This is a genomic window from Methylobacterium cerastii (assembly GCF_022179125.1).
Lineage (GTDB): Bacteria > Pseudomonadota > Alphaproteobacteria > Rhizobiales > Beijerinckiaceae > Methylobacterium > Methylobacterium cerastii.
In genome coordinates this window covers 1-23,777 of record NZ_BPQG01000006.1, presented here as the reverse complement: position 1 = coordinate 23,777, position 23,777 = coordinate 1, and the positions used below count along the sequence as shown (strand labels likewise).

The following is a 23,777-nucleotide window of genomic DNA, read 5'->3' as shown; positions in this document are numbered from 1 at the left end:
GAACACACCGTATTCATTCGAGAAACGAAGCATCTCTAAGGCGGCTTCACGATCATTGCGGCATCCTGGTCAGAAACCGGTCATGATTGCGTCGCAAATCGTTCGCGTCTCCTTGCCCACCAGAAGTGGCAGATTAGACGCGGACACCTCGGAGCTTCGTCTTGTCTTCCCGAAACTGTGGTCTCGAGGAATGACCATTCCGTTAGCGTCTCCGCCGCGCCGCGACGGTGCGGCGCCACTCCTTGACCATTCCCGTGCAAGAACGTTGAAGCGCACAGGCTGAATGCCACGTTAAGGGCGGCGCGCAGGTCAGCCCCGCGTCTGCGCCCGCCTGCCGGAGAGGTCACCCATCGTGCCGGATCGTTTTGTGCGCCTCGTGCTGGCGGCCGTCCTGGTGCTGCTGACGCTGTTCGTCGCCCAGCCCTACGTCACCGCATTCCTGTTCTCGCGCGGGGTCCCCCGCGCGATCACCGCCCGCGGCGATCTCGCGCCGGCGGAGGCGACGACGGTAGCGCTGTTCGAGCGGGCGAGTCCCTCGGTCGTCCACGTCTTCGCGCAGGGCGCGGCCCGCGGCGCCGACCTGATGAGCCTCGACGACGAATCCGAGCAGGGCCAAGCGGGCGGTCAAGGGGGCGGCCAGGGCGGTTCCGGCAACACCCAGACCGGGACCGGCTTCGTCTGGGACGCCGGCGGCCACGTCGTCACCAACAACCACGTCGTGCAGGCGGCGATCCAGTCGGGCGGGCCGATCTCGGTCCGGCTGTCCTCGGGCGAGGTCGTGACGGCGACGGTGGTCGGCGCCGCGCCGGCCTACGACCTCGCGGTGCTGCGCCTCGGGCGCGTCGCCAAGGCGCCGCCGCCGCTGGCCGTCGGCACATCGGCCGACCTCAAGGTCGGCCAGTCGACCTTCGCCATCGGCAACCCGTTCGGCCTCGACCACACGCTGACCACCGGCGTGATCAGCGCCCTGCAGCGGCGCCTGCCGACGAGCGAGGGGCGCGAGCTGTCCGGGGTGATCCAGACCGATGCGGCGATCAATCCCGGCAATTCCGGTGGGCCGCTGCTCGATTCCGCCGGGCGGCTGATCGGGGTCAACACCGCGATCTTCTCGCCGTCCGGCGCCAGCGCCGGTATCGGCTTCGCGGTGCCGGTGGACGTGGTGAACCGCGTCGTGCCGGACCTGATCCGCAACGGGCGTGTGCGCAATCCCGGCGTCGGCATCATCGCCGGGCAGGAGGCCACAGCCGCCCGGCTCGGCATCGACGGCGTCGTGGTCCTGCGCTTGCTGCGCGGATCGCCAGCCGCGAGCGCGGGCCTACGTGGCGTCGACCCGCAGACCGGCACGGTCGGCGACGTCATCGTCGGCGTCGGCGACCGCCCGGTGCATCGCCTCGCCGACCTTACCGCGGCGATCGAGGCGGCGGGCCTGGGACAGCAGATTGACCTCGCGGTTGAGCGGGACGGGCGCGTCCGCCGCGTGCGCATCACGACGGCGGACGTCGCGGAGAACCGGCCATGATCCATCCTCGCCTGCTCGTCGTCGGCCTTGCGGCCGGCCTCTGTACGGCCCCTCCCCTCCCCGCCCAGGCCACCGAGCGGCAAGCCATCGAGCGACAAGCCCGCTCGCGGCTCTGCCCGGAGGATGCGCCCGAAGGTGTGCGCCTGCCGCCGCAGCCCGGCTGCGGATCGCGCGAGGTCCCCGCCTCAAGGCGCGAGACCGGGTTCCACGAGATTCTGCCGGGAACGGGCATCCGCGTCGGCGGACGCGCGAGCTCCACCTTCGACATGCGGCGCTGACGCGATGCTGCTCGCCCTTGGTCTTCTGGCGTGTTCCGGCTTGTGGTGGCTCGGCCGCAACGGCGGCAGGCTCGGCCCACGGCTCACGCCGCGGCTGATCCGGCGAGCGGGCGCGTGGGTTGCGCTCGCGCTCGCCGCCATCCTGATGCTGCGCGGCCAGCTCGGCCCTGCCCTCGTCCTCGGGCTCGGTGCCGTCTGGCTGCTCGACGGGCCGGAGACGCTGGGCGCCCGGCTGAAACGCTGGGTTTCATCCGTGACGCCGTCGCCGCGACGGCACCGGACGGCCCGCATCGACTTCGTCGTGGGCGACGACGGCAAGGTCGGCGACGGCATCCTGCGCGGCGGGCCGCTCGGAGGGCGGCGGCTCGAGAGCCTGGGACTCGCCGACCTCCGCGCCGTGCTGGCGGTCTGCCGCGTCCAGGACCCCGCCGCGGTGGTTCCGCTAGAGGCGTATCTCGACCGCAGGCACGCCGGCTGGCGTGTAGACGCTGAGCGCGATGGCCACCCGCGGCCGGGCCGCCCGGCGCAGCCAGGGGCGATGACGCAGGACGAGGCCTATCAGATCCTGGGGCTTGAGCGCGGGGCGACCCCAGAGGCCGTCCGCACGGCTCACCGGACGCTGATGAAGCGGGCCCACCCCGACCAGGGGGGAAGCGCCGAGGGGGCGGCCCGCGTCAACGCGGCCCGCGACAGGCTGACGAACCGACATCGCTGATACTCCACGCGCGTTGCCAGGGGTACGGGACGGCTTTCGCCGAGGGCGGGATCCGCCGTCGGCGCGAGGCACGATCGTCACGGCGAAGGCCGTTGATCGTAGAGCGTCACGGTCGAACGGACCGCGACGGCATCGGGAAAGAGATCAGCTGCGGGTGGCGAAGCAGCTGAAGCCGCTGCGCTTCAAGGTGGAGCAGGCATCCTGCGCCGCGTCCTGCTCCTGGAAGCCGGAGAAGCGGGCGCGGTAGAGTGTGGCGCCGCTGTGCTCGACCTTGACCGTGTAGGGGGCGGCCTTCGAGAGGCTGCCGCCGCCCTTCACCTTGGCGTCGGCGAGCATCGCCTTGGCCTTGCCCTCGTCGTCCATGGCGCCGAGCTGGATCACCCAGGCCGTCGGCACGATCTTCGGGCCGAGGACGGGCTTGGGTGCCTCGGCGCGGGCGACCGGGCCGTCGGCCGAGGCGATGCGCTGGTCGGACTTGCGCGCGCCGGGGAACGCGGCCTGCGCGGTCGAGGGGGCAGCGTAGGCCTGCGCCGCCTTCGGCAGCGGGCCGGCCTTGAACGCGCCGGCGCTGCCGGGGGTCGCGGTCGAGCGGCGGGGCGAGATGTCGAGGGGCTGGGTGGCATCGGTCGAGTTCGTAGTCTCGACCTCGTCGTCCTCGGCCGAGGCGAGCTGTGTCCGGGTGCGCGAGACCGCGTCGGCGACGACCGCCGGGCGGGCGCGCTCGGCGACCTCGACGGTCGGCGGCGCCTGCCGGGCGCCGGCATAGGCCCGCGGCAGGCTCCCCCGGACGAGGTCGGCCATGATCCGGTCGCGGCTGGCGCCCGACTTGCCGCCGAGCACGATCGCGACGATCTGGCGGTCGTCGGACTTGGCAGCGGTCATTAGGTTGAAGCCGGAATCGCGAGTGTATCCGGTCTTGATGCCATCCACGCCCTCGACGTTGCCGAGCAGGTGGTTGTGGTTGCCGATGGTTCGGCCGCGGAAGGCGAAGGACCGGGTCTGGAAGTAGCGGTAGTAGCGCGGGAAGCGATCTTGGATCGCGCGGGCGAGCACCGTCAGGTCGCGGGCGGTGGTGATCTGCTCGGCATCGGGCAGGCCCGAGGCGTTGGCGTAATGCGTGCGGCTCATGCCGAGCGCATGGGCCTTGGCGGTCATCAGCTCGGCGAAGCGCTCCTCGGACCCGGCGATGTTCTCGCCGATGGCGCAGGCCACGTCGTTGGCCGACTTCGTCACGATCGCCTTGATGGCGTCCTCGACGGCGATGGTCTGGCCGGGGCGCAGGCCGAGCTTGGACGGCGCCTGCGCTGCGGCGTGGGCCGAGATCGTCAGCTCGGAATCGAGCGCGAAACGCCCCTTCTCCATCTGCTCGAACAGCATGTAGAGGGTCATGACCTTGGTGATCGAGGCCGGATGCCGGAGGGCGTCCTCGTTCACCGCATGCAGCGTGCGGCCAGACTTCACGTCGACCACCATCGCGGCGTAGGGCGGGTTGTAGCCGCCGCCCGGGCGGACGTGGCGACCGTGGCGGCGCGCCTCGGCGGGCGAGGCCATCGCGGTCAGCACCGCGGCGGCGGCGAGCGCGGCCGACAGGGCGGGCAGGGTTCGAGAGCGACGGGAAACGCTACGCATCACGACTCATTGCCCTCGACAGACCGGCCGCGACCGGTTTGCAACGCACCATTCAGCTCGGGACGCGCTCGAGGCGTGGCCCGATCGCGTCTGTCAAACACGCTACGGTGATGCAGTTACGGCGCGGTTAATGGAGTCGCCGCAGTTTGCACGTGTACTTCGCAGTGCAAACGTGGATTGACGTTCGATGGTGCGGCGCACAAATATCGTCTGCCGCGTCGACCTGTTCGGCCGAGAATCCTTGCTTGCACCGTCGCGCGGCGAGCCCGCTGCGTCGCAGGAGGCCCACCATGACCCTCGCTTCGAACCCGGCCGGTGAGCTCTCTCGTCAGGGTTTCGCGCGCACCCAGGCCGGCGCCGCCGCGCTGAGCCGAAGCGTCGGCGCCGCCGCCCGCACGAGCCAGACCATCGGGATCGAGTGGATGGACTATCTCAAGCAGGTCAGCTCCGAGGTCGTCGCGACCACCGAGAAGGTCGTGAAGGCCGGTAGCCCGGTGAAGGTGATAGCGATTCAGGGCGACTTCGTGAAGGCCGCGGGCGAACTCTGGATGGCGCGCGCCGGGACCTTCCGCGACCTCTACGCGACCCTGGCGACGGACATGGCGGGCCCGTTCGCGAAACCCTTCGCAAACCCCTTCGCCGCGGCGACGGGCAGGTCCGTAACGGCGGCGACGGAGCCGAAGGCCGCCTGACTCGGAGGCCGGGGCGGCGGGCCGCTCCCGGACAGTTGCGCGCAGACGACTGGCGAAACCGAATCCCGCCCTCTAGATTGGCTCGACGCGGCCGGACCCGTCGCAGCGATGCGACGAGCGACGGCCGGCATGAAGGAGCCGGTTCGATCACGATGACAGACGTCCCGATGCGGGGCACCGCTCATCCCCATACGCGTGTAATCCGGCCCTCCCTCGCGGCGGCGCGATCCGCCGCGGTCGCGTCCGACCCCGGATCGCCGGGCGGGGACGATCGCTCGAACACCGCGATCATCACGCGTACCAAGCCGAAGACCAAGCGACCGAGCCTGTATCGGGTGCTGCTGCTCAACGACGACTACACGCCGATGGAATTCGTCGTGCTCGTGGTCGAGCGGTTCTTCAACAAGACTCAGGAAGACGCCTACCAGATCATGATGCACGTGCATCAGAACGGCGTCGGAGAATGCGGGGTGTTCACCTACGAGGTCGCCGAGACCAAGGTGACGCAGGTCATGGACTTTGCGCGCAAACACCAACATCCTCTGCAGTGTGTTATGGAAAAAAAGTAGGCTCACGCAGCACAAAGGCTCGAGCATTGCCCAGCTTCTCACGCAGCCTTGAACAAGCTCTTCACCGCGCCCTCGCGCTCGCCGGCGAGCGCCGGCACGAATACGCCACGCTGGAGCACCTGCTTCTGGCGCTGGTCGACGACCAGGACGCGGCCGCAGTCATGCGGGCCTGCAACGTCGAGATCGACACGCTGAAGCGCAGCCTCGTCGAGTACGTCGACACCGAGCTCTCCAACCTCACCGGCGACGGCCGCCAGGACGCCAAGCCCACGGCCGGCTTCCAGCGCGTGATCCAGCGCGCGGTGATCCACGTGCAGTCGTCAGGCCGCGAGGAGGTGACCGGGGCCAACGTGCTCGTCGCGATCTTCGCCGAGCGCGAGAGCCATGCCGCCTACTTCCTGCAGGAGCAGGACATGACCCGCTACGACGCGGTCAACTACATCAGCCACGGCATCGCCAAGCGCCCCGGCGCGTCGGAGTCCAAGCCCGTTCGCGGCGCGGACGAGGAAGGCTCGAACGAACGCCCGAGCGACGACGGCGAGAACCGCACCAAGAAGAAGGGCGACGCCCTCGACGCCTACTGCGTCAATCTCAACAAGAAGGCCCGCGACGGCAAGGTCGACCCGCTGATCGGTCGCGAGAGCGAGGTCCAGCGCACGATCCAGGTGCTGTGCCGTCGCCAGAAGAACAACCCGCTCCTCGTCGGCGACCCCGGTGTCGGCAAGACCGCGATCGCGGAAGGCCTCGCCCGCAAGATCGTGCAGAAGGAGGTGCCGGAGGTCCTGGCCGACGCCACCGTGTTCTCGCTCGACATGGGCACGCTGCTCGCCGGCACCCGCTACCGTGGCGATTTCGAGGAGCGTCTCAAGCAGGTGATGAAGGAGATCGAGGCGCACCCGAACGCGGTGCTCTTCATTGACGAGATCCACACGGTGATCGGCGCCGGCGCCACCTCCGGCGGGGCGATGGACGCCTCGAACCTCCTGAAGCCCGCACTCGCCGCCGGCACGCTGCGTTGCATCGGCTCGACCACCTACAAGGAATACCGCCAGTACTTCGAGAAGGACCGCGCCCTGGTGCGGCGGTTCCAGAAGATCGACGTCGCCGAGCCGTCGATCCCGGACGCGATCGAGATCGTGAAGGGACTCCGCCCGTATTACGAGGAGTTCCACAAGCTCAAGTTCACCACCGAGGCCGTGAAGGCCGCGGTCGAGCTGTCGGCGCGCTACATCAACGACCGCAAGCTGCCCGACAAGGCGATCGACGTGATCGACGAGACCGGCGCCTCGCAGATGCTGGTGCCGGAGGCGCGCCGGAAGCGCGTGATCGGCATCAAGGAGATCGAGGCGACGATCGCCACGATGGCACGCATCCCGCCCAAGACCGTGTCGAAGGACGACGCGGTGGTGCTCCAGCATTTGACCGAGAACCTGAAGCGGGTGGTCTACGGCCAGCCCAACGCCATCGAGGCGCTGACCTCGGCGATCAAATTGGCCCGCGCGGGCCTGCGCGATCCTGACAAGCCGATCGGCTCCTACCTGTTCGCCGGCCCGACCGGCGTCGGCAAGACCGAGGCCGCCAAGCAGCTGGCATCGTCGCTCGGCGTCGAGATGCTCCGGTTCGACATGTCGGAATACATGGAGCGCCACACCGTCTCGCGGCTGATCGGCGCCCCACCCGGCTATGTCGGCTTCGATCAGGGCGGACTGCTCACCGACGGCATCGACCAGCACCCGCATTGCGTGCTGCTGCTCGACGAGATCGAGAAGGCGCACCCGGACCTGTTCAACATCCTGTTGCAGGTCATGGATCACGGCAAGCTCACCGACCACAACGGCAAGCAGGTCGATTTCCGTAACGTGATCATCATCATGACCACGAACGCGGGCGCCTCCGACCTCGCGAAGTCGGCCTACGGCTTCACCCAGGCCAAGCGCACGGGCGACGACGTCGAAGCGATCAACAAGCTGTTCGCGCCGGAATTCCGTAACCGGCTTGATGCGATCATCTCCTTCGGCCACCTGCCGAAGGAGGTCGTGGCCAAGGTCGTCGACAAGTTCGTGCTCCAGCTCGAGGCGCAGCTCGCCGACCGCAACGTCACGATCGAGTTGTCGGACGAGGCGCGTGCTTGGCTGGTCGAGCACGGCTATGACGACGCGATGGGCGCCCGCCCGATGGCGCGGCTGATCCAGTCGAGCATCAAGACGCAGCTCGCCGACGAGGTGCTGTTCGGCAAGCTGAAGAACGGCGGCGCGGTCCGCGTCATCGTGCGCAAGCCCGAGGATGCCGAGGCGAAGGCCGGCGGCAAGGAGACGCTGGGCTTCGAGTTCCCGGCCGGCCCTGTGGTGCCGAAGCCCGAGGCCGACGTGACCAACGCCGTCAAGAAGCACAAGCGGGCCAAGCCCCGGGCCGCCGCACGCAAGAAGACGCCCAAGGACGACAAGGGCGGCAATTCCGGCGGCGGTGGCGTCCGCACGGTGCCGAAGGTGCCCCTCGTCCGGGCCTGACGACGAACGGACGAAACGCCGTTTCGGCAGGCCCTGAAGCGCTCCCAGCGCTTCGGGGCCTTGCGCATGACGGCGATTGCGGCTTTCAGGATCGTGGACAACCACGACATGGACGCGGCGACCGTACGCCGCCGCGAAGGACCGAGGGGGCGTGACAATGAGCGAACTGCATGAGGGCCCCCTCCTGCCCGTCGAGCAACCCACGCTGGCGGCGGCACGACCGAAGCCCCTCACCCGCCGTGAGGAGCGGCGGCGGCGGCGCACCCGCCGTCGCCGCGGCGAGGAGATCCTGGCCTGGGTGCTCGTGCCGCTGATCTGCCTCGGGATCTACTGGGGCATCAACGCCGGCTTCGAGTTCATGGGGACCTCGCCCGGCCAGGTCTGGGACCAGCTCATGCAGGTGAAGGCGATGATGGAGAAGCGCGCCTGATCGCGCCGCTCCGGTCGCCGCATCCTCTCGCGCGAACGGAGCGTTCATGCCCCTCACCCGCCGCGCCGCGCTGATCGGCGCCCTCCTCGCGGCTCCCGCCGCGAAGGCGGCCCGGCGCGACGGGCCGGTGGTCGTCGTCGGCGCAGGCGCGGCCGGGCTCGCCGCCGCCGACATCCTGCGCCAGGCCGGCCGAGCCTTCACCGTCATCGAGGCGCGCAACCGCATCGGAGGACGCGCCTACACCGAGATCGGGCTCGGGCCGGACTGCCCCTTCGATGCCGGCGCCGAGTACGTGCACTGGGCCGAGTGCAACCCGTGGCGGGCCATCGCCGAACGCGACGGCGTGCGCATCGCCGGCCAGGAAGGCTGGGCGCGGACGCTGTTCGTCGATGGGCATCCTGCGACGGATAGCGAGCGCAACCGGCGCCGTGCCGCCTTCTCCGGTCTCGACGCTGCGCTGAAGCCGGTCGCGGGCCCCGACCGGTCGCTCGCCGAAGCCGCCGCCGTCGCCGGCCCTGACATGGTTCAGGCGGCGGCGGGCCTCTCCCGGCTGTCGCTCGGCGAGGAGCCCGATCGCGTCTCGCTCCTCGATTATGACCGCCTGTGGTCCGGCACCGACCTCTGGCTCGACGGCTACGGCAGTCTCGTGCGCCGCCGCTTCGCGATGATGCCGGTCGCCCTCGGCACGGCCGCGACCGGCATCGACTGGTCGGGCGGCGGGGTGCGGGTGACGACACCGGGCGGCATCCTCGACGCCGCGGCCGTGATCCTCACCGTTCCGGTCGGCGTGCTGGCGTCGGGCGCGATCCACTTCACGCCGGATTTGCCTGCCCCGACGCGGGATGCGCTCGGCGGCCTCGGCATGGGGGCCTACAGCAAGGTCGGCCTCCGGCTCGACCCCGCCCGGATCGATCTGAAGGCCTTGGGCGATGCGGTCTCGGTGGCGCGGCGCGGCGAGCAGGACCGGACGATCTACTTCGAGGTCTCGCCGTTCGACAGGCCGCTCGCGGTGGCCAACATCGGCGGAGACGGATCGCGCGCCTTGTGCGAACTCGGCGAGGCCGCCGCCGTCGCCGAGGTCACGGACCGTTTGGTGGCGATCCTCGGTACGCAGGCGCGCGGCGCGGTGACGGCCGGGAAGCTCGCCGGCTGGTGGACCGACCCATATGCCCGCGGCAGTTACTCGATCGCCCGCCCTGGTCATGCCGACGCCCGGGCCGCTCTCCAGGCGGGCATCGGCGAGCGCATCTTCCTCGCCGGTGAAGCCTATGCCGGAGGAGGAGCCATGACGGTCGGCGGCGCGACGTTGGACGGCGAACGCGCTGGGCAGGCCGTCCTGCGGATGCTGGGCTGAGGGTTTCGAGCAGGAAGTCGGACGCAAACGGCACTTAGACGTTCGGGTCACGAGGCCCGGAGCCCCTCTCCCCTGCGGGAGAGGGGCCCCCGATGCGCTTCACGCGACCTGCTCACGAAGGTTTATCTCATCAAGCCCTACCCGAAGCGCAGTGCGTGGACGGAGAACAGCGCCTCGGGATCGGTCCACACGGTGATGGCCGCCCAGCCGGCCTGCTCGGCGAGATCGCGAAATCCGTCGATCGTGTACTTGTAGCTGTTCTCGGTATGGATCGTTTCGCCCTCGGCGAAGGCGAAGGCGTGTCCGGCCACCGTCACGGTCTGGTTCGCACGGCTGACGAGGTGCATCTCGATCCGCGAGGCCGTGCGGTTGAACACCGCCCGATGGCCGAAGGCTGACGCGTCGAAAGTGCCGGAGAGTTCCCGGTCGATCCGAGTCAGCAGGTTGAGGTTGAACGCCGCGGTGGTGCCAGCCGCGTCGTCGTAGGCCGCTTCCAGTACGGCTGCGTCCTTCACGAGGTCCACGCCGACGACGAGCGTCGCGCCGGCGCCGAGCACGTCGCCGAACTGGCGGAGGAGCCGAGCCGCCTCCGCGGGCTCGAAGTTGCCGATGGTCGAGCCGGGGAAGAACCCGGCGCGCGGGGCCTCGCCGAGATCGGCAGGAAGGGCGAAGGGCTGCGTGAAGTCGGCAGCGATCGGCGCGATGCGCAGGTTCGGATAGTCCGTCTGCAGCGCCGCCGCCTCGCTACGCAGGAACGTCTCGGAAACGTCCACGGGCACGTAGGCGGCGAGGTCGGACATGTGGCGGAGAAGCCGGCGCACCTTCACGGTCGAGCCGCTACCAAACTCTACGAGGGCGGCGCCGCGCGGCAGGGCGGCAGAAATCTCGGCACCGCGCGCGTCGAGAATGCCAAGCTCCGTCCGGGTCGGGTAGTATTCCGGCAGCAAGGTGATCTGCTCGAACAGGTCTGACCCGGCGGCGTCATAGAAGTACTTCGCCGGCAGCGTCTTCTGTGGCTTGACGAAGCCCGCGAGCACGTCGGCGAGGAACGCCTGATCGTCGGGTAGGCGCGCGAGCGGCGTCGCGTCCGCGAAAACGGGCTTGATGGTCACGCGTGATAGCTCCGGAAGACGTTCGTCAGGCGCGGGACTGCGCGAGGCGCAGGCCCGTGAACTGCCAGCGCTGATGGGGATAGAAGAAGTTGCGGTACGGCCGGCGGGCATGTCCCTCCGGCGTCGCCACCGACGAGCCGCGCAGGACGATTTGGTTCAACATGAACTTGCCGTTGTACTCGCCAAGCGCACCCGGCAGCGGGCGATAGCCCGGGTAGGCGGTGTAGGCGCTGCGCGTCCACTGCCAGACCAGGCCGAACGCGTCGTCGAGCCCGCCCTCGGCGGCGGCGACCTCCCACTCGAACTCGGTCGGCAAATCGCGGCCAGCCCAGCGGGCGTAGGCGTCCGCTTCGTAGTAGCTGACATGGGTCACGGGCTGCGCCGGATCGATCGGGCGGCGGCCGGCGAGGGTCATGCAAGTCCAGCCCTGCTCGCCCGGCTGCCAGTAGCCCGGTGCCTCCCAGCCTTCCGCCTGGGCCGCGAGCCAGCCGTCGGATAGCCAGAGCTCGGAGCGGGTATAGCTGCCATCGGCCATGAACCGCAGCCATTCCGCGTTCGTGACCAACCCCCGATCGATCGACGTCGGCAAAATAAGGGTGTCGTGGCGCGGATGCTCGTTGTCGAACGAGAACCCATCGCCTGCGTGTCCAACTTGATGGATGCCGTGCGCGAGCTCGATTGCGCCCGGGCTGCTCGTCGCCTGCGGGAAGCGCCACGCGGGATCGTAGACCGGGTGCAGCGGGTTCTGAGCGAAGGCGTGCAGGATGTCCGTGATCAAGAGTTCCTGGTGCTGCTGCTCGTGGAACAAGCCGATCTCGAGGATCGGCAGCACCTTCTCCAGCGCGCCGGGGGCGGCCTGCGCCAGCAGGGTCTCGACCGCCCGATCGATGTGGGCGCGGTAAGCGGCGATCTCCTCGGTGGTCGGCCGCGTGATCAGCCCCCGCATGATCCGCGGCTGACGCGGGCCGGCGGCGACGTAGTAGGAATTGAACAGATAGTGCAGCCGCTCGTCGTGGATCTGGTAGCCGGGCAGATGCTCGCGCAGCAGGAACTGCTCGAAGAACCACGTCGTGTGTGCGCGGTGCCACTTGGTCGGGCTGGCGTCGGCCATGGACTGGACCTGCTGGTCCTCCGGTGACAGCGGCGCGGCGCGGCGCTCGGTCTCGGCGCGAACGAAGCGGAAGGCGGCGATCCAGGCGTCCCGGTCCACCGGGCGGGCGGAGACGGGCGGCGGCGGGAAGGCTTGAGCCGGGAAGGCCGGGTCGCGAAGTGCGGCTGTCGCAGCCATGGTCTGTTCTCCCCGTCGTCCGTTCGACCGGCGGTCATGGACGGTGGAGATATGGTCGAAGGTCTCGCAGACAACGGCAGCGCGACGATTCAGTCTGCGATCGCGCCGGAGCGGTGGATTACGGGACAACAAGCCAGCCCCAGCGAAATCGATAGCCTTTTTGCAGCCGCAGTGAGGTGGCCTTAACCCTCTCGCCCAAGACTGCGAGGCTCTGATGCTGGGGTACGCGTTCTGATGCGGATCGATCTGATGGCCGGAGCGAGCCTGTCGGCCGCCGTCCTGCGCGGGGCGCCCGAGCCCACCATCCTTGTGTTCGATTCCGGCCTCGGCGGGTTGACGGTGCTGGAGCAGGTGCGCCGCGCCCGTCCCGACGCGCGATACGTCTACGCCGCCGACGACGCCGCCTTCCCCTACGGCCGCCTGTCGGAGCCGGTCCTGGTCCAGCGCGTGCTCGACGTGATGGCACGCCTGATCGCGACGCACCGACCGGACCTCGTAGTCATCGCGTGCAACACCGCCTCGACGCTGGTGCTGCCGGCCCTGCGCCAGCGCTTCCCGACGCCCTTCGTCGGCGTGGTGCCGCCGATCAAGCCGGCGGCCGAGACAAGCCGCTCGCGCCTCGTCACGCTGCTGGCGACGCCCGGCACCGTCGCCCGCTCCTACACCCGCGACCTGATCGCGACCTACGCCGCCGCCTGCTCGGTTACGTCGGTCGGCTCGCACCATCTGGCCAACTACGCCGAGGCGGAGCTCGCCGGCACGCCGGTGGACGACGCGGCGATCGCCGCCGAGATCGCGCCGTGCTTCGTCACCGCCGAGGACGGCCGCCGGACCGATGTCGTCTGCCTCGCCTGCACGCATTATCCGCTGCTGCGCCCGCGCTTCGAGCGGCTCGCGCCCTGGCCCGTCACCTGGATCGACCCGGCCCCGGCCATCGCCCGCCGGGTGACGCAGCTGCTCGGTAGCACCCCGCGCGACGCGCGCTCCGACGAGGGCCCAGTGCTCGGCGCCTTCACCGGCGGCGCCACGCTGACCGAGGCCTTGCGCGCCTCGCTCGACCGGCGCGGCATCCCCTCGGTCGGCGTCGACCCGATGCCCCTGGCGCTGCAGTAGCGCCGTCTTCCGACCCTTCGATCAGGGCTGTGCCGCGGCGACCGCCCTGGGCCGCGGCCGCTCGACGACAGTGCGGCGGCTGAGCCCGGCGGCCTTGTAGGCGGCGAAGGCGAAGGCGGCGCCGAGCCCGAGCAGCGCTAGGTCGAACCCGTAGAACGCCGCGTCGCCCGCGCGTAGGCTCGCGACGAGGTGACGACCGGTGGTGAGCCCGCCGACGACCGGCACCGCAGCGAGCAGGGCCGCCGCGGTCGCGAGCATCGCCGTCCAGCCGGCGCGCGGCGTCAGAACCAGAGGCACCAGGGCGGCGACGACCCAGGCGGCGAAGAAGGCCGTCACCTCCGTCTCCTTGCGCTCGGCGATGCCGAGCGGCAGCAGACGGTTCGCCAGGAAGTAGCAGGCGATGGCGATCGGCAGGCCGGCGATCGTGCCGACGTTGAGTGCCTGGACCAGCCGCAGGCCGAGATGCGCCCTCGCCCCGCTGCCGGGCTTCGGTACCCGCGCCACGGTCCACAGGATCAGTCCGGTCGCCACCATGGTCGCGCCCATGACGCCGCTGAGGAAGAACAGCACCCGCAGGGCCGGCCCTGCGAAATGCGCTTCGTGCAGGCCGACCATCGTGGTGAAGGCGCCCGCCGCCGGACGCATCGGCCCCAGAGTCTCGATCACCGCGCCGGTTGTGCCGTCGAACGCCACCTGCGGGTGCCGGTGCATCAGGCCGTGCGGCTCCTCGAACACTGCGACGACTACGGCGTTGGCGTCGCCCGGGTTCTGCACCGTGATCCGCTCCAGCGGCTCGGCGTTCATCGCCAGCGCGCGCTCGACCATTGGCCCGAGGGGTGCCAGCGGCGTCGGCCGTCCGGCGGGGGGCCGCGTAGCGGTGATCTGGCCGGATTCCGCGTAGAAGGCCTGGGCGTCGCCGTGATAGGCGGTTGTGACGCCCCAGGGCATGTACATCACGCAGAGCGTGACGATGCCGGTGTAGGTGATCATAAGGTGGAAAGGCAGCGCCAGCACGCCGGTGACGTTATGCGCATCGAGCCAGCCGCGCTGCGCCGACTTGGCGTGACGCCGGAAGGTGAACAGGTCGGCGAAGATCCGCCGGTGCGTGACGATTCCGGAGACCAGTACGACGAGCATAATCATCGCGCAGATGCCAACAACCCAGCGACCCCACAGGGGCGCCATGCTCAGCTCGAAGTGGAAGCGGTAGAGGAAGTCGCCGCCGCGCGTATCGCGGACCGAGGCTGGCGCGCCGGTCGCGGGATCGAGCGTCGCCTGGCCCGGCGGCGTGCCGGGCTTGCGACGCCAGAACAGGTCGAGGGTCGGCCGGTCGGGGCTCGGCAGGGTGATGAACCAGCTGCGCGCGCCCTTCGCATGGGTGTCGAGATGGAGGCGGGCGAGGTCGGCGGCGTGGCCGAGGGCGGCCGGACTCATCGGAGCCGCGGCCTTCAGCTCCGGCCGCATCCATTGCGAGATCTCCGAGCGGTAGTAGCTCGCGGTGCCGGTGACGAAGACGGCGAACAGCACCCAGCCGACCACGAGGCCGGACCACGCGTGCAGCCACGCCATCGATTGCCGGAAGCCGGTTCGCATGGTCTCGCGCCCTACCAGCGGTAACGCAGCGTGGCGTAGACCGTGCGCGGCAGCCCGTAATAGCAACTGGTGTAGCCGTTGCAGCCGCTGACGTAGGTCTCGTCGAGGAGGTTGGTGGCGTTCACCTGCACGGAGAAGCCGGCCAGCGTCGGGTCGAGGTTGCGCAGGTCGTAGGAGGCCGTGGCGTCGACGAGCACGCTTTCGGGCACCTTGAAGGTGTTGGCCGCGTCGCCCCAGGAGGTGCCGAGATAGCGGACGCCGCCGCCGAATTCCAGGCCGAGCAACGGCCCGTCGAGGAATCGGTAGGTCGCGAGCAGCGAGGCGGTGGTATCCGGAACCAACACCGGCCGCCGGCCCTGGAGCGGGACCGTCTGCCCGGTGAGGTCGTTGGCGGTCCGGCCATCGTCCCGGACGTTGCGGATGTCGAGGAGCGAGAAGCCGCCGATCAAGGTGATGCCCTCGGTGAGGTTCGCCCGCGCCTCGAACTCGACCCCCTGCACGCCGACCTCGCCGGTCTGCAGCACGAAGCCGGTGGGGCGGCCGAGCGTCGTGTCGGCGGTGGTCCGGTTCGACTGGCGGATGTCGAAGACCGATGCGGTGAGCAGGATGTCGGTACCCGGCGGCTGGTACTTGATGCCGGCCTCGTACTGGTCGCTCAGCTGCGGGTCGGGGATGCGCCCGACCGTGCCGAAGGCCGTGTCGAACACTCGGCCGGCGACGATCGGCTCGAAGGCCTGGCTGTAGGACACGTAGGGCGCGACGCCCGAAGGGAACAGGTAGAGCAGGCTCGCCCGGCCGGTGAAGGCGTCGGAGGGCGCGTCCTGCAGCGTCAGCGTGCTGCCGGTGGCGGTGAAGCTGCGGGTCGGCCCGGACTGGCGGGCGACATCGTAGCGTCCGCCGAGGGTCAGGATCAGGCCGTCGACCTTCATCTGGTCCTGGAAGTAGACGCCGGTCTGCTGCGCGTCGATGCGCGAGGTGGTGGTGAAGGCCGGGAACGGGATGTTCATCGCGTAGTTCGGCGCGAGCACGTTCAGGTCGGGCGCGTTCGGAAACGGCGTCCCGCTGGTGCGCGTGCTGAAGGTGCGGTGGTCCACGCCGAGCAGCGCCGTGTGGGCGATCGGACCGGTGTCGAAGTTGGCCACGACGTTCGAATCCAACGTGTAGGCCTCGGCCGCGACGACGTTGCCGATCACTGCGCGCGGCAGCAGCGGGCCGCTGGCGAACGGGCCGTTTCGCGGGTTGAACGCGCTGTAGACGCTGCGATAATCGCCCTGCGTACGCAGGTAGCGTCCGGCCGAGTGGAAGCGCAGGTTCTCGTTGAAGCGGTGGTCGAACAGGTATTCGATCGAGGCCTGGGTCCGGTCCGAGCGCTCGACGCTTTTGTCGCCGTCGTAGAAGTTGACCGGCAGGCGCCCGATCACGCCGTTGCCGAAGTCACGCGGGAACACCGTGCCGACCGCCGGGAAGCCACCGTAGAAGCCAGAGAACGGGTCGCGCTGGTAGTTGCCGATGATCGTGAGCTGCGTGTCGGTCGAGGCCCGCCAAGTCACGCTCGGATTGACGAAGGCGCGCTCGACCCGCGTCGTGTCCACCGGGCCGTCGCCGTTCCAGCCGGAACCGACGATGCGGTAGGCGAACTGATCGGCGAGCCACGGCACCTCGGACTGGATCGGCCCGCCCACGTCGACGCCGCCGCGGACCTCGTTGAAGCCGCCGCCCTGGACGAAGACTTCGCCGTGCCGGACGAATTGCGGGATCTTCGAGACCAGGTTGACGATGCCGCCAGGCCCCGACTGCCCGTACAGCACCGAGGCCGGCCCCTTGATCACGTCGACCCGCTCCAGCCGATAGGGGTCGATGGTGGCGTTGGCGTCGCGGCCGGCGATGAGTGCCATGCCGTCGAGGAAGATCGGCGCGTTGAACCCACGGATCAGGAACTGCTCCAACCGGGTCGAGCCGGCGCCGCCGCGCTGCTCGGTGGTGACGCCGGGCGTGTAGCGTAGGGCCTGGTTCACGGTGAGCGCGTTCTGGTCCTCGATCTGCTTGCGCCCGATCACCGAGATCGACTGCGCGGTCTCGATGATCGGCGTATCGGTCTTGGTGGCGACGGTGCTGCGGCTGGCGACGTAACCGGGGACCGCACCGGACGCACCGCCCGATCCGTAGAGCGTGCCGCCGAGGCTGCGGCCGGCGCCCTCGCCGGTGACGCTGAGCTCGCCGAGCTCGATGTCGGTCGTCGGCGCGGTCTGCGCCGAGGCGGCCGACGGCGACAGGATCGCGCAGGTCGTGGATAGTAGAGCCAGCCCCAGCACGGTGCGGAACGGGCGCACGGAAGCTGGCCCTGCGGCGCACGGGCAGTAATGAATCATCTAGTTGATCCCAGACGCGACACGTAACGACGAAGACCCGCGACATGCACTTGCGCATCACGGCGGCGTGATCGGCTTATCGTTAAGTTCTCGCCCCAGCACAATTTCTATCTTGTGGAAGCGTTCCAGAGTAACTTCGAAAGGTTCCAGGCTATCTCGACGTGCACGGTCACGCGGGATGACGATGCACAGGGGCGTGGGCGGTTTCGTGCGCTCTGCATGCCCAGACAGGATGGTGCCCGCGACGCAACTTGCCGGTGCATAAGCTGCCAGGCTGTGTTCAATCGGTGACACCTCGCGGGCGCCTGGTCGCCTCAAATCAGGCCGGCGGCGACGCCCGCTTGGGGTCGACCCAGGCGCCCAGCGTCTCGGTGCGCGCCTGCGACAGGATTTCCGTAGGCGCTTCAGCGCACGGAGTCCCCTCCGGATTGTCGGCCCCAAAGGCGGCGAGCGCCACGCGGGTCTCGGGGTCGGCGCAGGCGCGCGCGAACGCCGCGCGGTCGAGGCAGGTGAGGCGCCCAGTCTCGAAGCAGGCGTAGACCAGGCCGGAGCCGGCTTCCGCGAAGCGGACCGAGCGGAGGCGCCGGGCGCATTGGCGCAGGAAGCCGGTGTTCCGTTCCGGCGCCAGGGCGGCGGCGTCCGGGTAGACCTCCGCCGGTGAGAGCGCGTCGATGTTAATCTTGGTGTAGCGGGCGATGTCGATCAGGTAGCCGGCGTTGAGGACGGTCAGGTTGCCGTTCTCGCCGAAGGCGACGGTGCGCGGGCGTTCGCCAAGCGGCACGCTGTTGTCGAGGAACTCGTAATACACCTGCTTGTCGGCCTTGGCCGCCCAGGTGAAGAACAGCTCCGGCATTCCGGTGAAGGCCTCGACGTTGTGGGCGAGGAGGTCGTCCACCGCCTTGTAGCGACCGAAGATCCGTCCGCGGATCCAGGCGCGTTCGACCGTCGCGTCAGGCGGCGTGATCATGAACAACATGAAGACGCGGTGCCCGAAGCGGGTCAGCAACTGGCTACCGTCCTGCGTACGGGAATCGGCGTTGAAGCTGTCGAACCGGAACCGGTCGATCAGCAGATGCGACATCCGCCCCTCGCGGGCCTTGCGCGCCATGTAGCGATCGAGCTTGCGATCGACGATCTCGACCTCGTGCCCGGTGAGCGTGCCGGCATAGCCGATCGCGTCGCCGATCGAGTCGTAGTCGAGCAGGAACTTGCGCCAGATGTCGGGGGTGATCACCGCGAAGTCCGACCAGGATTCGCCGAGCCGGCGGGCCAGAGCGCGCTGCAGCGGGCGCATTGTGCTCTTGCCCGAGGCCGAGGCGCCCTTGACGTTCATCACGATCGGCGCCGCCTGCGCGCGGACCGGAACGTAGCCTTCGCGCGCCACGGCCTCGGCGAACCACGGCTCGATCAGGCAGCCGATGCGGCGGCTGCCCTCGTCATTGGCCACGAGCGTGGTAGCAAGGCTCGCGAGCAAGCTGCGATCCCCGATGAGCTTGCCCCGGTGCCGGACGATCCCCGACACAACCCTGTGAAGCGCCGCGCTCGCCACCTGCTCGAGGGCATCCTCGCCCTGCCCGGCGCGGACGCACCAATCGGCGCAGTTGGCCAGCACACGCTCTTCAGGAGACCGCCCGTCAACGGGCGGCGGCTCCGGCCGCGGCGCTAGGCCCAGCACGTGGCGCCAGGTTTTGGGCGTTGCCGGCGCCGGAGCGGGCGGCGCGAACGCCGCGTCGAGCTCAGCCGTGATGCGGGTGCGCGCCGTCTCCGCAACGGCGCTCAGAGTCTCAGCGACGGCCGCCGCGTGCGGTGCGACCGCGTCGGCGAGGATGTGCGCGACGATCGCACGGAAGTTGACGCCAAGGTCGCCATAGGTCTCGCCGACCGGGACCGAGAGGTCGGCCATCACCCGGATCAGCACCTCGTGGACGACGAGGCGCTCGGGCCGGAAGGCGACGATTTCCGGCATCGGCAGGCCGGAGAAGGCGGCGAGTTCGACCGCCTCGGCCAGGGGCGTCGCAACGTTCTCGGGCCGGTACAGGGTGGTCAGCGCGAGAAAGCGCCGTGGCAGCGTCGATTCGATACCGGGATTCCACGGCCCGCGCTCGACGACGCCGTCGTCCGGCAGCGCATACCCGGCCGCCGCGTTCATCGCACCACGGCCAGACCTCGCACGGGACCGAGGCTCAAGCCGCCTCGGCCGAAGCCCGGAACAGGCTGGCGCAGCCCGAGCCACGATGCATGCTCAGGATCGAGGCCCGGTCGATCTCCGGGTGCGCCGCGAGCACGTGGCGGACGCAATCGACGACCTTCTCGTACTGCGATGCCTCGTAGTTGCGCTCGAGCGGGCTCACCGCGATGTAGGTCTCGACGACCAGCACCCGCTCGGCACGCTCCTGCGTGACCTCGACGGCGATCCAGGATGACTTGATCAGGCGGGAACTCGAAAGCATGGGCGTACCTCCGTCGGTCTGCGCTTGTTTGCCGAGCGCCGTTTGATCGGGAGGATGAACCCGTATTCCGTCGCTGCCAAGGGGCGCGAACGCGGAAGGTGTCGCCAGCACCGGGAACCTACGGCTTGGCGGCAATGGCCAAGCGTGACGTCCGCCCGGTCAGTCGAAGTCACCGACCGCCGACATCACCTGATCGAAGATGAGCTGATCGCCGAGCCAAACGATCAGCGACAGGAGAAGCCCGAGGCCGGCGATGTCGAGGATCGCGAACAGGTCGGCGTTGTCGCGACGCATCGACAGCACGAGCCATGCGAAGGGAATCGACTGGACGGCCAAGGCGGCGGGAACGTTCATCGCACGGCTCCGCAAGAAACCGTAAGGTGCCATGCATTCGTATGGCGGAATAGACCGATATTCGATCGTGATCCCGAAATCTGATCAATTTTCGATGAGGCATTCTGCAGTTGTGAGACATCAGGCCGGTCGTTGGACGAGCGAAGACCGTGCAACCGAAGACATCGGGCCGGACGAACATCGCGCCGTGGGTCACGTCGTTTGGCATATTGCATGCCATCGTCACTTCGGCCATCCTGCGGGGCAACGGCCGACAAGGCCGACTTAGACGAAGCAACAGGGATGGAGCGTCGCAATGCCCCTCGGGCGCCATCAGGGCTGCCTGCCTTTCGGGCCGCAGGGCTTCCCATCTGCGTGCCTTCGGGCCGCGACGCGCGCTGAGCCGCGCACCGGCCCTAGCCAGAAGCGCGGCTTGGCCGAAGGCGGACTTTTATTGACTTGACCATTGGCGAGCGCGCCCGGCAGGCATGAGGCCTGACGGGACCGCGGCCCGACACCTTCGAAGCCGAGCGGCATCGCCGGTATCCCGACCCACCTGGAACGATCAGAGACAGACCCATGAGCAAGGCCCTGGAAGGCGTCAAAATCCTGGACTTCACCCACGTCCAGTCCGGCCCGACCTGCACGCAGTTGCTCGCGTGGTTCGGCGCCGACGTGATCAAGGTCGAGCGTCCCGGCGCCGGCGACGCGACGCGCGCGCAGCTTCAGGACGTTCCTGATGTGGACAGTTTGTATTTCACCATGCTGAACCACAACAAGCGTTCGATCACCCTCGATTCGAAGACGGCCAAGGGCAAGGACGTGCTCTGGCGCCTGGTGAAGGAGTGCGACGTGCTCGTCGAGAACTTCGCCCCCGGCGCGCTCGCCCGCATGGGCCTGACCTGGGAGAAGATCCACGAGGCCAACCCGCGCATGATCCTGGCTTCGGTGAAGGGCTTCGGTCCCGGCCGCTACGAGGATTGCAAGGTCTACGAGAACGTCGCCCAGTGCGCCGGCGGCTCGGCCTCCACCACCGGCTTCCGCGACGGCATCCCGATGGTGACCGGCGCGCAGATCGGCGATTCCGGCACCGGCCTGCATCTCGCGCTCGGCATCGTCACCGCCCTGTTCCACCGCACCGTCACCGGGCTGGGCCAGAAGGTCGACTGCGCCATGCAGGACAGCGTGCTCAACCTCTGCCGGGTGAAGCTGCGCGACCAGCAGCGCCTCGATCACGGCCCGCTCACCGAGTACAGCCAGTTCGGCGAGGGCATCCCGTTCGGCGACTCGACCCCGCGCGCCGGCAACGATTCCGGCGGCGGCCAGCCCGGCCGCATCCTCAAGTGCAAGGGCTGGGAGCACGATCCCAACGCGTACCTGTACTTCATCACCCAGGCCGCGGTCTGGGCGCCGATCTGCGACATCATCGGAGAGCCGGACTGGAAGACCGATCCGGGCTACGCCACGCCCAAGGCGCGCCTGCCGCACCTGAACGAGATCTTCACGCGCATCGAAGCCTGGACGATGAAGCACGACAAGTTCGAGGCGATGGACATCCTCAACGCGTACGACATCCCCTGCGGCCCGATCCTGTCGATGAAGGAGATCGCCGCCGACGAGTCCCTGCGCAAGACCGGCACGATCGTCGAGGTCGAGCATCCCACGCGCGGCACCTACCTGACCGTCGGAAACCCGATCAAGCTCTCGGCGAGCCCGAGCGAGGTGACCCGCTCGCCGCTGCTCGGCGAGCACACCGACGAGATCCTCCGCAGCGTCCTCAAGTACACCGACGCCGAGGTGGACGAGATCGCGAATTCAGGCGCGGTCGGCCGCATCGAGAAGATCGCGGCGGAGTAGGCGGTCGCCGAAAAACGGCGGATTCGTTCCTGCACTTCTATCGATCCATCTACACGGACCGGCATTTGCCCAACCACTGACACCGACATCCCGAGGGGCCCGCGACAGCGGACCTCGACGGTGCCCTCCGGCGGGCGCGCGACGACCGGAGCCCTCCTTGGGGGCTTGCCGCCTCGCGAAAGCGCCTCGGGACGAGGTGGTGGGCAGGATCGGCGGTCGAGCAGAGTCCGGGGCGGACCGTCCCATCGCGACGACAACGAGGCTTCCATGCGCATCGCCTTCATCGGTCAGCAGGATTTCGGCAAGGCGGTGCTGGAGGCCTTCCTGAAGCGCGGCGACACGGTGGCCGGCGTGTTCTGCGCCCCCGAGAAGGAGGGCGCCAAGCCCGACGTGCTGAAGACCGCCGCCCTCGAGCAGGGGCTGCAGGTGTTCCAGTTCCCGAGCCTGAAGAGCGCCGAGGCGGAGGCCGCCATGCGCGGGCTCGACGCCGACATCGGCGTGATGGCCTACGTGCTGCAGTTCGCGCCGCAGGACTTCGTCACGATCCCGAAGCACGGCACGATCCAGTACCACCCCTCGTTGCTGCCGCGGTATCGCGGGCCGTCCTCGATCAACTGGCCGATCGCCAAGGGCGACACCCGGACCGGGCTGACGATCTTCCGCCCGACCGACGGCCTCGACGAGGGCCCGGTCATTTTGCAGAAGACCTGCGACATCGGCCCCGACGACACGCTGGGCGACGTCTACTTCAAGAGCCTGTTCCCGATGGGCGTCGCGGCGATGCTGGAGGCGGCCGACCTCGTCGTCGCCGGCCGGCACATGGAGGTCGACCAGGACGAGGACGCGGCGAGCTACGAGGGCTGGTTCCGCGCCCGCGAGGCGGCGATCAACTGGGCCGCCCACGCCAACCAGATCTACGACCTGATCCGCGCCGCCAACCCCGCCCCCGGCGCCTGGACAACGATGAACGGCGCCAAGCTGCAGATCTTCGACGCGCGGCTGCACCCGGTGCGGGCGCTCGGCGGCGTGAAGGGCAAGGTCGGCGAGGTGATCGCGGTCGGCGACGAGTCGATCCGCGTCACCGCGCAGGGCGGCCAGATCGAGATCTTCAAGGTGAAGCCGGAGGGCGGCAAGAAGCTCTCCGCGACGGAGTTCGCCCAGGACGGCGGCTTGAGCGTGGGCACGATTCTGGGCGGCTGAAACGCGTGGGTCGTCGCCCCATCCCGTCGGCTGCGATCAGCCGGCGGGTCTTTCGCGTTCGATCGCATCGAGAAGGATCGCGCTGATCCGGGCCTGCCAACCCGGTCCGCCTGCTCGGAAATGAGCTGGTGGTGAAAACCTGACGGATGGAACCCACCACGAACGTCCGCGATGGGTGGGAGGCAGGCCGTCTGCTCTTGAGCGAGTGTTATCTTAAAGCAGACTTTGGTAAAAGCGCCGGCGCGGCTTGTCCGGTAGAACATAAATGCGTGTTGGCACTGCCGCATCCTTATCATGTCCTTGTTGTCGGCCACGAAGCCGAGGCCTTTAAGACCGTCTACGATCCGCCTCAGGCGTTCAGCTTCTTGCTCGCAGAGAGCTTGCACTAGCAACTTCGGGAAACCAACGTGACCTTAACAGCCGTTAGTCCACCCGGCGGAGGACCCTCTAATGCCTGCTCACCAAAATCGAAAATAATGCCGCAAGGCTAAATCCCTTGGCATCAGCACCGATAAACGCGGTGTGTAATTACCCACCCCTGTGGCCGCTGGGTTCAGGCGCCAACGGTTTTGAGGATGGTGCCGAAGGAGGTGCTGCCTGTGAGGCGGGCGGTATCGACCACGGTGCGGATGTCGGCCTCGCCCGCAGCGGCCCACATCGCGCGATAGCCGTTGGTCATCTTCCTTTGGACCACGGCCGGACGCAGCAGCCGTTCCGAGCCGTTGTTGGTCGGTTCGACGGCACCGGAATGGTCGAGGAAGACCAAGAG

General features: G+C 68.9%; 20 protein-coding genes and 1 pseudogene. 12 read left to right on the top strand and 9 right to left on the bottom strand.

The features are described 5' to 3' along the window. Positions 1-352: 352 nt before the first annotated feature. Genes MFF13_RS02170 through MFF13_RS02160 form a run of 3 tightly spaced genes read left to right on the top strand, consistent with a single transcriptional unit; the run spans position 353 to position 2,512 of the window. Entirely contained in the window at positions 353-1,519 is a 1,167-nt protein-coding gene (locus MFF13_RS02170) for a S1C family serine protease (protein WP_147762690.1), read from the top strand. Then, a complete protein-coding gene (locus tag MFF13_RS02165; RefSeq protein WP_147828226.1) occupies positions 1,516-1,797 on the top strand; it encodes a hypothetical protein in 282 nt (93 codons plus the stop codon). The genes MFF13_RS02170 and MFF13_RS02165 overlap by 4 nt, the downstream gene beginning before the upstream one ends. 4 nt (positions 1,798-1,801) lie before the next feature. Next, the gene (locus MFF13_RS02160) at positions 1,802-2,512 is read left to right on the top strand and encodes a J domain-containing protein (protein ID WP_147750616.1); all 711 of its coding nucleotides are present in this window, start codon (positions 1,802-1,804) and stop codon (positions 2,510-2,512) included. 144 nt (positions 2,513-2,656) lie between these two features. On the opposite strand, the gene MFF13_RS02155 is transcribed toward MFF13_RS02160, so the two are convergent. Further along, positions 2,657-4,141: a D-alanyl-D-alanine carboxypeptidase gene (locus MFF13_RS02155; RefSeq protein WP_147762688.1), complete on the bottom strand. Its 1,485-nt coding sequence runs from the start codon at positions 4,139-4,141 to the stop codon at positions 2,657-2,659. Positions 4,142-4,431: 290 nt separating this feature from the next. Between MFF13_RS02155 and MFF13_RS02150 the strand changes: the two genes are divergently transcribed. From MFF13_RS02150 to MFF13_RS02130, 5 genes are all read left to right on the top strand, one after another. Then, positions 4,432-4,833 (top strand): phasin family protein, encoded by a 402-nt coding sequence (locus MFF13_RS02150; protein WP_147762687.1) that lies wholly within the window; start codon positions 4,432-4,434, stop codon positions 4,831-4,833. Positions 4,834-4,985: 152 nt separating this feature from the next. Continuing rightward, the gene (gene clpS, locus MFF13_RS02145; RefSeq protein ID WP_373322472.1) at positions 4,986-5,402 is read left to right on the top strand and encodes an ATP-dependent Clp protease adapter ClpS; all 417 of its coding nucleotides are present in this window, start codon (positions 4,986-4,988) and stop codon (positions 5,400-5,402) included. Between the two features lie 26 nt (positions 5,403-5,428). After that, positions 5,429-7,909: an ATP-dependent Clp protease ATP-binding subunit ClpA gene (gene clpA, locus MFF13_RS02140; RefSeq protein ID WP_147750619.1), complete on the top strand. Its 2,481-nt coding sequence runs from the start codon at positions 5,429-5,431 to the stop codon at positions 7,907-7,909. Positions 7,910-8,066: 157 nt separating this feature from the next. Then, positions 8,067-8,339, top strand: coding sequence for a hypothetical protein (locus MFF13_RS02135; protein ID WP_147750620.1), 273 nt, complete (start codon positions 8,067-8,069; stop codon positions 8,337-8,339). A gap of 46 nt (positions 8,340-8,385) precedes the next feature. Next, complete coding sequence (locus MFF13_RS02130) at positions 8,386-9,693, top strand: flavin monoamine oxidase family protein (RefSeq protein ID WP_147762686.1); 1,308 nt, start codon at positions 8,386-8,388, stop codon at positions 9,691-9,693. A gap of 137 nt (positions 9,694-9,830) precedes the next feature. On the opposite strand, the gene egtD is transcribed toward MFF13_RS02130, so the two are convergent. Together egtD and egtB are read right to left on the bottom strand one after the other, a co-directional pair. Further along, positions 9,831-10,805 carry an L-histidine N(alpha)-methyltransferase gene (gene egtD / locus MFF13_RS02125; RefSeq protein ID WP_238270590.1) on the bottom strand — a complete coding sequence of 325 codons (975 nt, stop codon included), beginning with the start codon at positions 10,803-10,805 and terminating at the stop codon, positions 9,831-9,833. A 25-nt stretch (positions 10,806-10,830) separates the two neighbouring features. Continuing rightward, on the bottom strand, positions 10,831-12,093 hold the full coding sequence (gene egtB, locus MFF13_RS02120) for an ergothioneine biosynthesis protein EgtB (RefSeq protein WP_238270582.1): 1,263 nt from the start codon (positions 12,091-12,093) through the stop codon (positions 10,831-10,833). A 234-nt stretch (positions 12,094-12,327) separates the two neighbouring features. Between egtB and murI the strand changes: the two genes are divergently transcribed. Further along, entirely contained in the window at positions 12,328-13,206 is an 879-nt protein-coding gene (murI, locus tag MFF13_RS02115) for a glutamate racemase (protein ID WP_147762683.1), read from the top strand. 21 nt (positions 13,207-13,227) lie between these two features. Here murI and MFF13_RS02110 read toward each other — a convergent pair whose 3' ends face one another. From MFF13_RS02110 to MFF13_RS02090, 5 genes are all read right to left on the bottom strand, one after another. Next, positions 13,228-14,799, bottom strand: a complete 1,572-nt coding sequence (locus tag MFF13_RS02110) for a PepSY-associated TM helix domain-containing protein (protein ID WP_147828229.1) — start codon at positions 14,797-14,799, stop codon at positions 13,228-13,230. Between the two features lie 11 nt (positions 14,800-14,810). Continuing rightward, positions 14,811-17,168 (bottom strand): TonB-dependent siderophore receptor, encoded by a 2,358-nt coding sequence (locus MFF13_RS02105; protein ID WP_147762681.1) that lies wholly within the window; start codon positions 17,166-17,168, stop codon positions 14,811-14,813. Positions 17,169-17,487: 319 nt separating this feature from the next. Further along, positions 17,488-19,317 carry a DEAD/DEAH box helicase family protein gene (locus tag MFF13_RS02100; protein ID WP_238270555.1) on the bottom strand — a complete coding sequence of 610 codons (1,830 nt, stop codon included), beginning with the start codon at positions 19,315-19,317 and terminating at the stop codon, positions 17,488-17,490. A 34-nt stretch (positions 19,318-19,351) separates the two neighbouring features. Further along, entirely contained in the window at positions 19,352-19,618 is a 267-nt protein-coding gene (locus tag MFF13_RS02095; protein ID WP_147762679.1) for a hypothetical protein, read from the bottom strand. A 159-nt stretch (positions 19,619-19,777) separates the two neighbouring features. After that, the gene (locus tag MFF13_RS02090) at positions 19,778-19,972 is read right to left on the bottom strand and encodes a hypothetical protein (protein WP_238270539.1); all 195 of its coding nucleotides are present in this window, start codon (positions 19,970-19,972) and stop codon (positions 19,778-19,780) included. Between the two features lie 558 nt (positions 19,973-20,530). On the opposite strand from MFF13_RS02090, the gene frc reads away from it, so the two are divergent. The 3 genes from frc to MFF13_RS02075 all read left to right on the top strand — a co-directional run bounded on the left by frc (position 20,531) and on the right by MFF13_RS02075 (position 23,397). Continuing rightward, the gene (frc, locus tag MFF13_RS02085) at positions 20,531-21,808 is read left to right on the top strand and encodes a formyl-CoA transferase (RefSeq protein ID WP_147762677.1); all 1,278 of its coding nucleotides are present in this window, start codon (positions 20,531-20,533) and stop codon (positions 21,806-21,808) included. Positions 21,809-22,075: 267 nt separating this feature from the next. Continuing rightward, positions 22,076-23,008, top strand: coding sequence for a methionyl-tRNA formyltransferase (locus MFF13_RS02080; RefSeq protein ID WP_238270537.1), 933 nt, complete (start codon positions 22,076-22,078; stop codon positions 23,006-23,008). A gap of 146 nt (positions 23,009-23,154) precedes the next feature. Beyond that, complete coding sequence (locus MFF13_RS02075; protein ID WP_147762675.1) at positions 23,155-23,397, top strand: hypothetical protein; 243 nt, start codon at positions 23,155-23,157, stop codon at positions 23,395-23,397. 164 nt (positions 23,398-23,561) lie between these two features. Here MFF13_RS02075 and MFF13_RS02070 read toward each other — a convergent pair. After that, positions 23,562-23,777, bottom strand: a pseudogene (locus tag MFF13_RS02070) (IS66 family transposase); the annotation flags it as partial.